The organism is Lactiplantibacillus plantarum, from assembly GCF_014131735.1.
GTDB classification, from domain to species: domain Bacteria; phylum Bacillota; class Bacilli; order Lactobacillales; family Lactobacillaceae; genus Lactiplantibacillus; species Lactiplantibacillus plantarum.
In genome coordinates, this window is sequence record NZ_CP039121.1 from 2,949,902 (window position 1) to 2,963,988 (window position 14,087).

Annotated in this window: 17 protein-coding genes; 7 read left to right on the forward strand and 10 right to left on the reverse strand. The window is 43.4% G+C overall.

The genetic code is table 11. The features are described 5' to 3' along the window. Nucleotides 1-73: 73 nt before the first annotated feature. Nucleotides 74-937, reverse strand: a complete 864-nt coding sequence (gene fba, locus E5260_RS13920; RefSeq protein WP_003641904.1) for a class II fructose-1,6-bisphosphate aldolase — start codon at nt 935-937, stop codon at nt 74-76. A gap of 425 nt (nt 938-1,362) precedes the next feature. Between fba and E5260_RS13925 the strand changes: the two genes are divergently transcribed. Then, nucleotides 1,363-2,730: an aldehyde dehydrogenase family protein gene (locus E5260_RS13925; protein WP_003641903.1), complete on the forward strand. Its 1,368-nt coding sequence runs from the start codon at nt 1,363-1,365 to the stop codon at nt 2,728-2,730. A gap of 105 nt (nt 2,731-2,835) precedes the next feature. On the opposite strand, the gene E5260_RS13930 is transcribed toward E5260_RS13925, so the two are convergent. The 6 genes from E5260_RS13930 to E5260_RS13955 all read right to left on the reverse strand — a co-directional run bounded on the left by E5260_RS13930 (nt 2,836) and on the right by E5260_RS13955 (nt 6,664). Further along, nucleotides 2,836-3,849, reverse strand: coding sequence for an ABC-2 transporter permease (locus tag E5260_RS13930; RefSeq protein ID WP_003641902.1), 1,014 nt, complete (start codon nt 3,847-3,849; stop codon nt 2,836-2,838). A gap of 12 nt (nt 3,850-3,861) precedes the next feature. Then, nucleotides 3,862-4,755 carry an ATP-binding cassette domain-containing protein gene (locus E5260_RS13935; protein WP_003641901.1) on the reverse strand — a complete coding sequence of 298 codons (894 nt, stop codon included), beginning with the start codon at nt 4,753-4,755 and terminating at the stop codon, nt 3,862-3,864. Beyond that, a complete protein-coding gene (locus tag E5260_RS13940) occupies nt 4,755-5,108 on the reverse strand; it encodes a GntR family transcriptional regulator (RefSeq protein WP_003641900.1) in 354 nt (117 codons plus the stop codon). The genes E5260_RS13935 and E5260_RS13940 overlap by 1 nt, the downstream gene beginning before the upstream one ends. Before the next feature lie 260 nt (nt 5,109-5,368). Further along, nucleotides 5,369-5,554, reverse strand: coding sequence for a hypothetical protein (locus E5260_RS13945; protein ID WP_003641899.1), 186 nt, complete (start codon nt 5,552-5,554; stop codon nt 5,369-5,371). 93 nt (nt 5,555-5,647) lie between these two features. After that, on the reverse strand, nt 5,648-6,175 hold the full coding sequence (locus E5260_RS13950) for a GNAT family N-acetyltransferase (RefSeq protein WP_003641898.1): 528 nt from the start codon (nt 6,173-6,175) through the stop codon (nt 5,648-5,650). Between the two features lie 3 nt (nt 6,176-6,178). After that, nucleotides 6,179-6,664, reverse strand: coding sequence for a GNAT family N-acetyltransferase (locus tag E5260_RS13955; RefSeq protein WP_003641897.1), 486 nt, complete (start codon nt 6,662-6,664; stop codon nt 6,179-6,181). Nucleotides 6,665-6,849: 185 nt separating this feature from the next. Here E5260_RS13955 and E5260_RS13960 point away from each other — a divergent pair, with 185 nt between their 5' ends. The 6 genes from E5260_RS13960 (at nt 6,850) to E5260_RS13985 (ending at nt 12,095) form a co-directional block, all read left to right on the forward strand. Next, nucleotides 6,850-7,317, forward strand: coding sequence for an ASCH domain-containing protein (locus tag E5260_RS13960; RefSeq protein ID WP_003641896.1), 468 nt, complete (start codon nt 6,850-6,852; stop codon nt 7,315-7,317). A gap of 340 nt (nt 7,318-7,657) precedes the next feature. Continuing rightward, the gene (locus E5260_RS13965; protein ID WP_003641895.1) at nt 7,658-8,200 is read left to right on the forward strand and encodes a helix-turn-helix domain-containing protein; all 543 of its coding nucleotides are present in this window, start codon (nt 7,658-7,660) and stop codon (nt 8,198-8,200) included. Nucleotides 8,201-8,270: 70 nt separating this feature from the next. Further along, on the forward strand, nt 8,271-9,368 hold the full coding sequence (locus E5260_RS13970; RefSeq protein ID WP_003641894.1) for an ABC transporter ATP-binding protein: 1,098 nt from the start codon (nt 8,271-8,273) through the stop codon (nt 9,366-9,368). Nucleotides 9,369-9,379: 11 nt separating this feature from the next. After that, on the forward strand, nt 9,380-10,213 hold the full coding sequence (locus tag E5260_RS13975; protein WP_003641893.1) for an ABC transporter permease: 834 nt from the start codon (nt 9,380-9,382) through the stop codon (nt 10,211-10,213). Beyond that, the gene (locus tag E5260_RS13980; RefSeq protein WP_003641892.1) at nt 10,213-11,028 is read left to right on the forward strand and encodes an ABC transporter permease; all 816 of its coding nucleotides are present in this window, start codon (nt 10,213-10,215) and stop codon (nt 11,026-11,028) included. Before E5260_RS13975 ends, E5260_RS13980 begins: the two co-directional genes overlap by 1 nt. Next, on the forward strand, nt 11,025-12,095 hold the full coding sequence (locus tag E5260_RS13985; RefSeq protein ID WP_003641891.1) for an ABC transporter substrate-binding protein: 1,071 nt from the start codon (nt 11,025-11,027) through the stop codon (nt 12,093-12,095). The genes E5260_RS13980 and E5260_RS13985 overlap by 4 nt, the downstream gene beginning before the upstream one ends. Nucleotides 12,096-12,587: 492 nt before the next feature. Here E5260_RS13985 and E5260_RS13990 read toward each other — a convergent pair whose 3' ends face one another. The 3 genes from E5260_RS13990 to E5260_RS14000 are packed head-to-tail and all read right to left on the reverse strand — an operon-like array spanning nt 12,588 to nt 13,956. After that, nucleotides 12,588-13,016 carry a protein-export chaperone SecB gene (locus E5260_RS13990; RefSeq protein ID WP_003641890.1) on the reverse strand — a complete coding sequence of 143 codons (429 nt, stop codon included), beginning with the start codon at nt 13,014-13,016 and terminating at the stop codon, nt 12,588-12,590. Next, nucleotides 13,016-13,573, reverse strand: coding sequence for a helix-turn-helix domain-containing protein (locus tag E5260_RS13995; RefSeq protein WP_003641889.1), 558 nt, complete (start codon nt 13,571-13,573; stop codon nt 13,016-13,018). The genes E5260_RS13990 and E5260_RS13995 overlap by 1 nt, the downstream gene beginning before the upstream one ends. A gap of 38 nt (nt 13,574-13,611) precedes the next feature. After that, on the reverse strand, nt 13,612-13,956 hold the full coding sequence (locus E5260_RS14000) for a hypothetical protein (protein WP_003641888.1): 345 nt from the start codon (nt 13,954-13,956) through the stop codon (nt 13,612-13,614). Nucleotides 13,957-14,087 lie beyond the last annotated feature (131 nt).

Here is a 14,087-nt window from a genome sequence, read left to right on the forward strand (position 1 = left end):
ACCAAGTTCCCCAAAAAAGCGCAGGAAAAAAGCCGACCCCGAAGAGTCGACTTTTTCTGAATCAAAAATCCAATTATTTAACAGCTGGAGTCTTGAACCAGCCAATCCGTGATGTAACAACATCAACGATGGCCTTCTTACCAGGTGCCAATAACTTACGAGGGTCGTAGCCCTTACCGATTTGGTCTGCGCCAGATTCGATGTAAGCACGAGTTGCATTGGCAAAAGCAACTTGGTTTTCGGTGTTAACGTTAACCTTGCTAATACCCAATTCAACAGCCTTAACGATTTGGTCCTTAGGAATACCAGAACCACCGTGAAGTACCAATGGCATCTTAACGGCTTCTGAGATTTCTTGAAGACGATCGAAGTGTAAGCCAGTCCAGTTTTCTGGGTACTTGCCGTGGATGTTACCAATCCCAGCGGCTAAGATGTCGATACCAGTAGCAGCTAAAGTCTTAGCTTCTTCAACATCAGCTAATTCACCTTCACCGATGATACCGTCTTCTTCACCACCAATTGAACCAACTTCGGCTTCAACAGAGATGCCCTTAGCATGAGCTAATTTGACGATTTCCTTAGTCTTTTCTAAGTTTTCGGCAAATGGTAGGTCATGGCCATCAAACATAACTGATGAGTAACCAACTTCGATACATTCCTTGGCAGCTTCGTAGTTACCGTGGTCTAAGTGCATAACAACAGGAACAGTGATGTTCATGCTTTCCATTTCATCAGCAACTAAGTCCATAACGAGCTTGTAGCCGCCCATGTACTTAGCAGCACCCATTGAAACTTGGATAATAACTGGGGTGTTAGTGTCTTGAGCACCCTTCAAGATGCAACGAGTCCATTCAAGGTTGTTTGTGTTGAACGCACCAATAGCATAATGGTTCTTGTATGCGTCTTGTGTCATATCAACAGCATTTACAAATGACATAAAATAACCCTCCTAGGTTAATTAAGAGATACGATTTTTGAATCACATTCATTTTAGCACATTTTACATAGGAGTGATAACCGATTTGTCATATTTATTAACCAACGATTCCCCGTCAATTCTTGCTTATTTGACAACCGCCCGTTTGTAAACCCTTCCATTTATATAAAATCAGTTACAGATCAAGCCAAAAGTTGCTTCGAATTTAATCAATAATTAATTGTGAATATTATAACAGCAATCCGTTCGGTGAAAATGTAAGCGAACAGTTTATTTACATTTATATACGCTATTAAATCAATAATTATAGTGTTTCAAAAGCAATTTATGAAATTAAATATTAGCTATTTACATTTGTGAAAAAGTATTTATAATAGTGATTGTGAAATAAGAAACAAGTTGATTTTGCATAGGAGGAACCGTGAATGCTGAAAGAAATGGAAGAAACAACCGTATCACGTTCAATCGATCGGTTAGTCTTAAATGCTTCGTTAGCTGCCAACCGTCTTGAAGTCATGGACCAAAGTCAAGTTGATCAGGCTGTCGCTGCCATGGCCCGCGCTGCCCACGCTGCTCGTGGCATGCTGGCCGCTATGGCCGTCGAAGAAACGGGTCGCGGAAATTATCGTGATAAAGTTGCGAAGAACGACTTTGCAGCCAAAAACGTTTATAACTACATCAAGGATGACAAGACGGTCGGTATCATTAATGACGATCCAGTCAGTGGCGTGATGAAAGTTGCTGAACCAGTTGGAATTATTGCGGGGGTCACCCCAGTTACCAACCCAACATCAACCGTCATTTTCAATGCCATGTTAGCATTAAAGACTCGCAATCCCATTATTTTTGGTTTCCATCCCTTTGCACAAAAATCTTGTGTTGAAACTGGCCGAATCATCCGCGATGCTGCTATTGCCGCTGGCGCTCCTAAGGATTGGATTCAGTGGATCAAGACGCCTAGCCTTGAAGCAACCAACACCTTGATGAACCATCCGGGCGTCGCTACCATTATTGCAACTGGCGGTGCCGGCATGGTCAAGACCGCGTATTCAACTGGTAAACCGGCACTCGGTGTTGGCCCTGGTAACGTGCCATGCTTCATCGAGCAAACCGCAGACATTCAACAGGCAGTCAGTGATGTCGTCACTTCCAAGTCATTCGACAACGGCATGATCTGTGCTTCCGAATCAAACTTAATCGTTGCTGATCAAATCTATGATCAAGTTAAACGTGAATTAAGTCACAACGGTGTGTACTTTGTCGGTACCGAGAACTTCAAGGCCTTAGAAGCAACTGTCATGAACCTGGATAAACAGGCTGTTGACCCGAAAGTAGCTGGGCAAACGCCATGGCAAATCGCTCAGTGGGCTGGCTTTGATGTCCCATCCGATACCAAAGTATTAGCAGTTGAGTTGCCTAGCATCGGTGGTGACCAAGTCTTATCACGAGAAAAGTTATCACCAGTCCTCGCCGTCGTTCATGCCAAGGATACTGAGGCCGGCTTCAACCTGATGAAACGCAGCCTAGCACTTGGCGGACTGGGACATACGGCCGCCTTGCATACGACTGACGAAGCTGTTATGAACAAGTTTGCCTTAGAAATGACTGCTTGTCGAGCATTGATCAACGTGCCGTCTTCACAAGGTGCCATTGGTTATAAATATGATAACGTCGCACCATCCTTAACACTCGGTTGTGGAACATGGGGGCATAACTCGATTTCACACAACTTGGAAGATTGGGATCTACTAAATATTAAGACCGTTGCAAAACGCTTAACTAAGATTCGCTAAAGTTTCATCAATCAGGATAATAAATTTAAAATTGCCGCTAACAAATGCGCCTGCTGAAGTCAGTCTGCTTAACTTCAACGGGCGCATTTTAGATTTATGACCAAGTTAAGCCAACTTCTTAACCGTCCACGCATCGCGAAAACGATCCGGTCGGTACAGAAACCACCGCCCCAAACTCCAAGTTAGATAGGCAACGACCAGCGCCATTATAATCCCAGTCGATAATGGCATATGCGCATGATAGTTATCCGTTAGCAACCCTAAAACACCGTTACCAAATTGTGAACAGCAAATTGCAACAATTAGATAAATAATTGAAAAGCCCAGGACGGCTCCGCGCCACTGCGGAAAGCGGAAAAAATCCCCACTATTTTCCAAAGATAAATGCTCAAACGCCCAGCGGTTAAGCAAATACAGGCCGCCACCGATAACACCACAAATCACCCAAGTGGTTAGTAAGCCCCCGGGTTTCCAGCTCGGCAGCTGACCTAAAACATCCACCTGCTCATATTTAAGCTTCGTTAATCCTGCAGCAAGATTGATCAAGCCATCATATGCAAAGGGCAAGCTACAAACGAAGACAAATGTCGCAAGCGCACTCGCAAAGATATGGCCAACCCATAACCCGAACGTAGCGGCTAATAATCCAAACACTAACATTACTGCCAGGATTCCAAGTTCTTCATACAATGTCGTAAGCCAATCAATCCGCACCTGCTGTTTAGCCAACACGCGCCAAGCAATCAGTCCAAAAACAGCTTCCGCCAACATGTATGCGCTGACCAACATCCCAATAAGTAACCCGATCTTACGCCGATAAATTTGCTTTCGAGCGACCGGCAAACTAAATAAATATTGATTAAAATTCGTGAAATTATCGCTTAAGAATAGTGCGACTCCTAGCACCAGACTAACGATGATGGCGACCACCGTTTCCATCCGAAGATGAGTGGCTTCCATCAACGCAAAACTACTGACATTTTGTGCAACATACCGTGACGGATTATGGGCAATACTGTAGCCTTCCTTTATGCCTACTAGTAGTAAGACACCGCCCGCCGTTAATAACAACGTGCGATAGTGGCGCCATAACAACTGCCATAACTTTCGTTTCGTCATTTTATCGTCCCCCTAAGATAATAATTCAAAGTCAGCTTCATCCGTCAGATTAGCCATAAACAAGTCTGCTAATGAGAGTGGTAAATCTTCTTGAAATACCGGGTTAGTTGTCGCTAATTGCGCCTGGACCTCAGCATTATAATCTTCAAACACTACCACGATAACCCGACCAGAAACGTGTACAATATGGCCTAATTGTTTAACAACGGCTGGAATCTGCTTGTCACGATACACTAATTGAACTTTTCGTGCACTTCGTCGCATGGCTTCTAATTGATAGTCATTGACAATGCGACCGTGTTTAAGCATCAACGCGCGGTCAATAACCCCCTCTAATTCAGCCAAATTATGTGACGCAATCACGATTGAACGGTTTCCCGTAGCCACTTCATCAATTAGAATACCAAGAATGTTTTTTCGAATTAGGACATCCAAACCATCTAGCGGCTCATCCAAAAAGAGATACGGCGCTTGCGTCGCAACACTGAGAATGATTGTAAACAAACCAAACATTCCCTTAGAGAAATGGCGTAATTTTTGTTTGGACGTCAGATGATAACGGTCTAACAATTGCGCAAATTTGGCATTATCAAAGTCCGGGTAAGCAGCTTGATAATACCACTGGATTTGCGCAATCGTCGCGCCTTTAAAAAAATTTGCCAGTGGATCAATAAAACACAGTTGCGTCCGCATTTCCGGTTGATCAACAACCTCTTGCCCATCAACCAGGACCTGACCATGATCCGTGAGGTACTGCCCATTGATTGTCCGAAAAAGGGTTGTTTTCCCAACCCCGTTACGGCCAACAACACCGACGATTTGACCAAGTCCAATCTCAAAACTAATGCCATCTAACGTCTGGTGATGGTCAATGCGCTTACTTAACTGATTAATCACTAAACTCATTATTTTTCCCCCATTTGATCAAGCCAGCCATGCAATTCAGCAATACTGACGCCTCTTTGACCCGCTAGCCTGACAATTTGTGTAAACTGTTCCCGTAATTCTTGTCGGAACAGCGTTGAATCCACCACTTTAACGTACGTGCCTTTTCCCGGAACCGTCTCGATAATTTGCTGTGTCTCCAGTCGCTTATAGGCTTTACTGACCGTATTCGGATTCAGCAAGTGTTGACGAGCCATTTCACGCACCGACGGCAGTTGTTCACCACTTTGTAACACACCATGAGCAATATCTTGTTCAATACCGGTTACTATCTGAGCGTAATACGGTTGTCGGCTTCCATGATCAATTTGCATGGCCCACCTCCATTTAATACACAGTCGTTACTTCGCTTACGTTAAATAGTACAGTATAGTACAGTTATAAACAAGCTAAGAAAACGTTAAAATCAGGCCACTTGTACAGTCCAAACAGTGTCCTTTAGACCTAGTAGGAATAGTCCTCAGCCGTCACGAAAAAAGCCCGTATCTGCCAATCGTGGTAAATACGGGCTTCTATATATACGTGCTCCTGCTAAACAAGCACGATATTAGGTTACGATCTATTTGCGAGTCACTTACTTGCGCCGTAATTCCGTTGCGGCGAATTCCATAATCGCCATCAACACAATCAAACTAATCGGAAAAGCAATGACACTAACTGTTAAACTAGCCGTAATTTCAAAGAAGGTAAAAATTACCATTAATAACAATACGGCTGCAATCAACATGCCAGTTTCGGCTTTTCCCCAATGCTTAATCATCGTGTTAACCTCATTTCTATTTATTAGTCATCACGAGTTTAACATGTCTGATATCGCTTACTAGGCCTTATTGCTAAGAGTTCCATGAGAATTCTATTGGAGTAGCCGTGTCATCGTCGTCACCGCTAACCGGCCACCGGCTTTTAAAGGTAAGAACAACTGGTTACCATCTTCAAACCCGAGTTTCTGCCAGAATCTTGCGACCCCTTCATCAGCAGTAACGCGCGTTAGTTGGATCGCCGTTATATTCGCTTGAAGTGCCGCTTGCATCAGTCCGGTTACAATAACTCGGCCCACTGATTTACGTTGGTAAGCCTTATTGACCATGAGTAATCCAACGAATAAAAATTGTTCTTGTGGATACTGATTGAGTACATCTAAAACGGCTACTAAACGGTGTGCTAAGTAAAAACCAAAAACCTGTTTTTGTGCCGCCGCTAGCTCGTCCGGGTGGGCCGTCAAATCATGTTGTACCTCAGTCATCGTTAGTGGTTCCGGTGAGAAATATTGATGATAGCGCGGATTACTTTGTTCCAGCTCTAGCAATGCTTCCTGGTCAGCTAAAGTTAGTAATCGGATCTCAAAATCCGGTAATTGTGCTTGTAATGTTGCTAATTTCATGATTCAATCCCAGACTTTCTCTAAATTATACCAAGTTTCACCAGCATGTTCGGAGTTCGCCACACCTTGATTAATAAAACCATTACGTTCATAAAACGGAATTAGTCGTTCCAAACAAGTCAACGCCATGCTTGTCCGCCCGTCTGCTTGAGCCTTCTCAGCTAGCGCGGTCAATAATTGACTACCGATCTGTTGGTGACGTGCTAGTGGCGAAACTGCCAACGTGAAAACCAGCTGATGGCCGCCACGTGGCAAGTTAGTCGGTGTCTCTACAAACATCTCATCTTCAATATAGCGGGCACCGACAGCTGGTCCCACGATAAAGCCAAGTACGACTGCACCATCGCGGGCGACCAGAAAAGTATCCGCTAATTTCTCAATGCGTTCGCGATAAGCAGCCTCGCTGCCAGCCTCTGCTTCTGAAAAACCAGATTTTTCGATCGCCATGATTTGTGGTAAATCCAGCATTTTAACAGGTGTAATTTCCATTGATTTTCGCCCTCCAATTCGTACGTATATTATAGCAAATGTCGGTCAATAGTTGACTAACTTAATTTTCCCCGAAAAACCAGTGTCGAACGTGTCGTTTTCAGAAATGTCATGCTATACTTGAATTGTGAATTCGGTTACATGCATTCGAATTCAATAATTCTAATCGAAATTAGGTGACCTTTATGCCCGCTCAATCAGCAGAACAATTATGGCATGCTTATAACGAAAGCACCGACACAAACGGGGCTTCTTATCAAACACGTTGGTTCGGTCAACAAAATAACCCTGCCGAAGTGACTGCTTTAGCCGACGCAATTCTGGCTGGGACGAAGACAGCGACAACCACGCCGCTGGACAGTTATACCGCGGAACAAATTGCCATTCCACAAGTTGGCGACTACAACGTCTTGCTAAATGGTGACATGAAACCGGTCGCGATTCTGAAAACGGTGGTGTCTGAACTCATTCCGTTTTATCGCATCTCGGCGGAACACGCTTACCATGAAGGCGATGGTGATCGCACAATTGGTGATTGGCGCAAGCGTAAGACGGCAGAATTCACCCCGACGTTAGAAGAACACGGCAAAAACCTCTCATCGGACACACCGATGGTCAGTGAAGTTTTTGAAGTCGTTTACCGCGCGGATTAATCAACAACGCTAACGGCCTAAGACGGATGTCTTGGGCTTTTTTATTAGAGTGTGAGGGGCCGCGGGTTGAGGCTGAGCATTGCCTAGCCAGCGCAGGCTTCAGCGGCACGCCACGAAAAGTCCGTCCACAACGCACCTAATTTATTCACTAACCAAACGACAGTTCCAACCCCTCAACACCACTGTTTCTGGGCGATTTGACCAGACAAGCTGGCAGACTTAAAAAAAGAAGCTGCCAATTGTAAAAAATGCTTGTCACCACGTCATTTTTCATTATAATTAAAGCTCGTACTAAACTTATTGTTTAGTTTAACAAAACTACCGATTCGAGGTGAATGTCATGGACATTGGTCAACGCATCCGCAACTTACGGATTCAAAAGCAACTCACGCAAGAAGAATTAGGCGAACGAACTGACCTTAGCAAGGGGTACATATCACAGTTAGAGCACAATCAGTCATCGCCTTCAATGGAGACGTTCTTCGCGATTCTTGAAGTACTCGGTTGTGCCCCCGCTGATTTTTTTGCGGCTGAGCAGCCCACTCACAAAGTGGTCTACCATCCAGCAGATCAGACCACGTATGACGATGAAGCCTTAGGATACCGTGTGAAATGGCTCGTACCCGCGTCTAACGAAAATCAGTTAGAACCGGTCACCGTCACACTGGCACCTAGTGGTCGCTTCAAATCTTTTGAGCCGTCGCCGGCAGAGACCTTTATTATGGTTCAAACCGGCACTTTAAGCTTACAGCTCGGAGCTCAGCAATATGCTGCCACGGCGGGAGATACGCTGTACTTCCATGCGACTAAGACGCATCAGATTCGTAATCTTGGCACCACGTCCTGCACGTTCACCTTGGTTACGACCGCGTCCTACTTATAATCATGTCACAACCAATCGAGCTGGTATTAGGTTACACTAGCTTGGTACACGTTTTAAGGAGGTCTTTACTTTGGCGGTTAATACACAACCAATCATTCGATTGACAAATGTCACTAAAAGTTACGGGGAACATCAAGTTTTAAAAAACATCAACTTAGATCTTGAAGCGGGCAAATTCTATACGTTACTCGGTCCGTCTGGGTGTGGTAAAACAACCATTCTGCGTACCATTGCGGGGTTTACGGATGCCACTTCCGGTCAAGTTTACTTTGACGGTCAGGTCATCAACACCCTGCCGGCTAATCAGCGGCAAGTCAACACGGTCTTTCAAGATTACGCCCTTTTTCCACACATGAATGTCGCGGAAAACGTGGCATTTGGCTTGAAATTACACAAAGTTCCCAAGGATGAAATCGAGACGCGGGTCCAAAAAGCACTCGCGATGGTCCAACTAGCCGATCTTGGAGAACGTGAAATCAGTGAAATCTCTGGTGGACAACAACAACGAGTTGCCATTGCCCGGGCACTCGTTATGCAGCCTAAGGTCCTCTTACTCGACGAACCGTTATCGGCTCTCGATGCCAAACTGCGTAAGGATATGCAATATGAGTTGCGGGACCTTCAACAACGCCTGGGCATCACTTTTCTCTTTGTCACCCACGATCAGGAAGAAGCCTTGGCCATGAGTGATGAAATCTTTGTCATGAACGCTGGCGAGATTTTACAAGGTGGGTCCCCAGTTGATATTTACGATGAACCGATCAACCATTTCGTGGCGAACTTCATCGGTGAAAGTAACATTATTCCGGGTAAAATGCTCAAAGATTTTGAAGTAGAGTTTGTCGGCAAACAATTCGAATGCGCCGATGCGGGAATGCAGCCTAATGAAGTTGTCGAAGTCGTTCTTCGGCCTGAAGATCTCGACATTGTGGCCGCAGATCAAGGCAAGTTAGTCGTCACTGTCGACTCCCAACTATTTCGAGGCAATTATTTCGAAATCGTCGCTTACGATACCGATCATAACGAATGGCTCGTTCATTCAACTAACCCTGCCGCAGAAGGCGAACCGATCGGCCTGACCTTTGACCCACAAGACATTCACGTCATGCGGTTAAACGAGAGCGAAGCTGCTTTTGATGCTCGTCTTGAACAATACGAAGATGATTAGGAGGTGTCAACATGCAACCAAAACAACGATTAAGTCGTAACACCGCCTACTTTATCCCGTACATGTTGTGGATCATCCTCTTCGTCATTGCCCCAGTCCTATTGTTGATCTATCAATCATTCTTCAACATTAACGGGCAATTTACACTGGGCAACTACCAAACGTATTTTTCATCAAATACCTACTTGATGATGACGCTCAACTCTGTCTGGTACGCCTTCTTGATCACACTCGCAACATTATTGATCAGTTATCCGACGGCTTATTTACTCAACGAAACGAAGCATCCGCAGCTGTGGCTGCTCTTAATCATTATGCCAACATGGATCAACTTATTACTTAAGGCGTACGCTTTCATCGGCATTTTTAGTCAAGCCGGCATCGCCAACCAGTTTTTAAGTTTCATCGGAATCGGGCCCAAGCAATTGCTCTTTACTAATTTCAGCTTCATCTTTGTCGCGGCCTATATTCAGATTCCGTTCATGGTCCTGCCCATTTACAACTCGATTAGCGAACTGAACCCATCTTACGTCAATGCTAGTCGGGATCTCGGTGCCACAAATTGGCAGACCTTCAATCGGGTAATTTTCCCACTGACACTCCCCGGTGTGAAGGCTGGCATTCAAGCCATCTTCATTCCCTCACTGTCACTCTTCATGTTGACCCGTTTAATTGGCGGCAATAAGGTGATTACACTCGGGACTGCGATTGAGGAACACTTCTTGACAACAATGAACTGGGGCATGGGTTCGACGATCGGGGTCGTCCTGATTATTGCGATGGTCATCATCATGTGGCTAACTGGCAGCAGTAAAAAGCGCGCGCGAAAGGGGTTGACGAAATAATGACCTTACGTAACTTCAAGTGGCGCAACTTATACCTGTGGCTTGTTTTCATCGTGCTGTATGCGCCAATTATTTTTCTGGTCGTTTACTCCTTCAGCCAAGGTACGACTATGAACAACTTTCATGGTTTTACCTGGCAACATTACCAAGACTTATTCGCGGATAGCCGTTTAATTGCCATTTTTCTCGACACCATTTTGATTGCGCTCTTATCATCATTATTAGCAACTGTCATTGGCACGCTGGGGGCACTCGGAATCAATAGTATGACCAAACCGATTACCCGCAACACTTTGTTATCGTTGAACAATATCTTGATGGTTTCACCCGACGTCATCATCGGGGCCAGTTTCTTGATTTTCTTTACTGCCCTTAAAATTCCGCTCGGTTTTGGCTCAGTCTTGTTAAGCCATATTGCTTTTTCAATTCCAATCGTGGTCTTGATGGTGCTACCAAAAATTCAAGAAATGAGCACCAGTTTACTGGATGCCGCGGCTGACTTAGGTGCCAACAATTGGCAATTACTCAGCCAAGTCATCGTGCCCTACATCATGCCCGGGATCTTTTCTGGCTTCTTCATGGCCCTGACCTACTCACTCGATGACTTCGCCGTCACTTTCTTCGTGACTGGAAACGGCTTTAGCACGCTGTCGGTTGAAATCTACTCACGGGCCCGTCAAGGCATCAACCTGGAAATCAACGCCCTGTCCGGTCTAATGTTCCTGATGGCACTGGTGTTAGTGATTGGCTACTACTTCATTAACCAATACAGTAGTCGGCACCGGCGGCCAGCAGTTAGGGGGCGGCGAAAGTGAAAAAATTATTAAGCATCATCGTTAGCTTACTAGTCGTCTGTGGCTTACTGGCCTTTGGCGCGCAACGCTTGCAGACGAGCTCTGGTAGTACTGGCAAAAAGGTTTTGAACCTATATACTTGGGGTGACTACATCGACCCCAGCCTGCTCACTAAGTTTCAAAAGCAGACTGGCTATCACGTTAACGTCGAAACTTTCGATAGCAACGAAGCTATGTATACGAAAATCAAGCAAGGCGGCACCAGTTACGATCTGACCGTACCTAGTGATTACATGATTGAAAAAATGAAAAAAGCGCACTTACTCTTACCGCTCGATAAAAGTAAACTGACTGGAATGAAGAATTACGATCCGCGCTTCATGAACTTGGCCTTTGATCAACACAATCGTTACTCAGTCCCATATTTCTGGGGAACGCTTGGTATCATTTATAACGACAAGTACGTTCAGCCGGGCAGTATTCAACACTGGAATGATTTGTGGCAACGAAAATACCATAACAAAATCATGCTGATTGATAGCGCCCGCGACGTAATGGGGTTCGCCCTCGCATCAATGAATCAGTCTATGAACACGACCGATCCAGCCACTCTATTGGCTGCGCGAAACAAGCTTAACCGGCTATCACCAAACGTCAAGGCCGTCGTGGCGGATGAAATTAAAATGTACATGATCCAAAACGAAGCCGCAATCGCGGTCGATTGGTCCGGTGAGGCTAGTGAAATGTTGGCTGGCAATTCACACTTGCATTACGTTGTCCCATCCGAAGGGAGTAACTTGTGGTTTGATAACTTGGTCATTCCTAAAACGGCCAAACACTTTAAGGCGATTTACGCCTTCTTGAACTTTATGAGTGAACCCAAGAACGCCGCCCAAAATGCGGAATATATCGGTTACGCAACACCTAATCGGAAAGCCAAGGCGCTATTACCTAAGGCCATTCGCAACGATCGCCAATTTTACCCAGACAATAACACAATCAAGCATCTTCAAATCTATCAAGATTTATCACCAGCCAAAGTCGGCTTGTATAATGACCGTTATTTGGAATTTAAGATGCATCACTAATCGGATCAGCCTACTTGATTCAAATGACTGGCATCAAAGAACGGTCGATTATAAGCTAAAAGGGCTTGATTTGAAACAAAGGAAACTCTGTTGATCAGAGACGATGAAGTTATATTTAGGATTCAATTCATCTACGAATTGGATCCTTTTTCGATTCTCGTCTTGAATGCAATCCGAATTCAATCAATAATTTTTTACCGGTTATTGATAAACATTTTAATATTAGTCATTAGCTGAGGAGTGGTATTTCCTACATTACCTGGGCCTACTTTAAAGGATTGATAATCGCTCTTTTCAAAATTGTCATAATCTTTTAACCTTTAGGAATATATAAGAGAAAACATCTTTGTCACTAAATTACTAATAGTGGCAAAGATGTTTTCCTGTCTAGATATTTTGATTATGAATACTGCAACTAACCATATCTATCCTATAGTTAGATACACTTTCTGCATATTTATCATATGATACGATTTATTTGTATTATAAACCTTAGTCAGCAGCTTCTTGACGATTACTTTGTTCATCAAGTAATTGTGCCACGTTTATAGTCGGCAAAATAAGTGCTGGAAATTGGTTTGATGCATTAGTTATACCGGATACTAGCGACCGAACATAAGGGTAGAGAATGGCAACAGCATTTTTCTTGATTAAAGTATCAATACCAACTTGATTATGATCTTCTTTCTCATGATAGACAAATTCGCCACTGACGCTCGCCGTAACTATAAATGGATTTTTCTTCTCCGCCAGCGATCCGATATGCACATCAACTGTTACAATAATTTTGTCTTGCTTTGGCGTATTTTTAATTTCAATTTTGGGATTTATACTAATATTCTGGTTAGTTTCCTTATATAAATCGTTTTTTCTATAACTCAACTCATTAACTGTATAGCTTTTAAATTCTAAAACTGCCATTATGCAACACCTCCAACAAATTCTTGAACTTTAAAGATTGTGGTTTCTGAAGAATCATTAGTTTTATAGAAATATTTGGCCGTATCTACATATTCTGTTTCAGTTAAAACCTTAGTTAATTCGGCACTATCACTCGTATCTGAATCATAAGAAGTCAAGAATCCCTGTTTTTCGTAATCTTGTTGTGCTTTTCTAAAAGAGACTTCTTGTGAAAGCGTTTGAACTCGTTTATTGTTCTCTATCTGTGATACTTTTGCATAGCTAATACCTAATCGTTCAGAAAAGACGCGCTGACTTAAGTGCAAATTTTCTCGTAACTTTTTTATTTCATTTGGTTGCATGAATCCTTTTCGATTTCTATAAGCATTAAAGGCCTTTCTAAAATTCTCATTGGGGTCATCAAAATCCAACCAAAGTTCTCCTCGAGAATCTTTCCAGTAATGATTATGGACTATCAAGTCAGATATGTCTTTGACTCGCATGAGTTCGTATTTCCACACCTCCGAATATTCTTCAGTGGTATTTAATTCTTCATTGTAAAAAGTTTTTTTGGTCATAATGAGTACCTCCAAGAACGTAAAGTAAAAATAGTCTATTATTTAAAAGGATATTCCAACGAGTATTCAGCTGGATGAGTTGAAATCCAAAATATTATATTGCCGCCTTTAATTTGAAATTTTAGATAACATTCAATATTTTCGATGTCTAGTCCAAAGAGCCACACATCTCCTGGGATTCTGGGGTGGTGATTATCTGCCATTGGACCATTAACATAATCGCGCCATGTAATTTTTTGATATATATTATCTAAAATTCCATCTAAATCCATACCTAACGTTACTGCTGCTGAATAATTCTTTGCACGATGACTAATTTGCCAATTATTTCTTTTCAACTTTATCAAAGCAACAATCGCTTTGACGTCTTCCTCTTGGGACATTCAAAACCAACTCACAATCGAATTTTCACTTGTAATAACTATATCACAATGTGTTTCCCGTGGGAAACACATTGCACTTTTGCTTGAATTAACAACAACAGCCATTATAGTTTCTAATTTTGATAGATAAA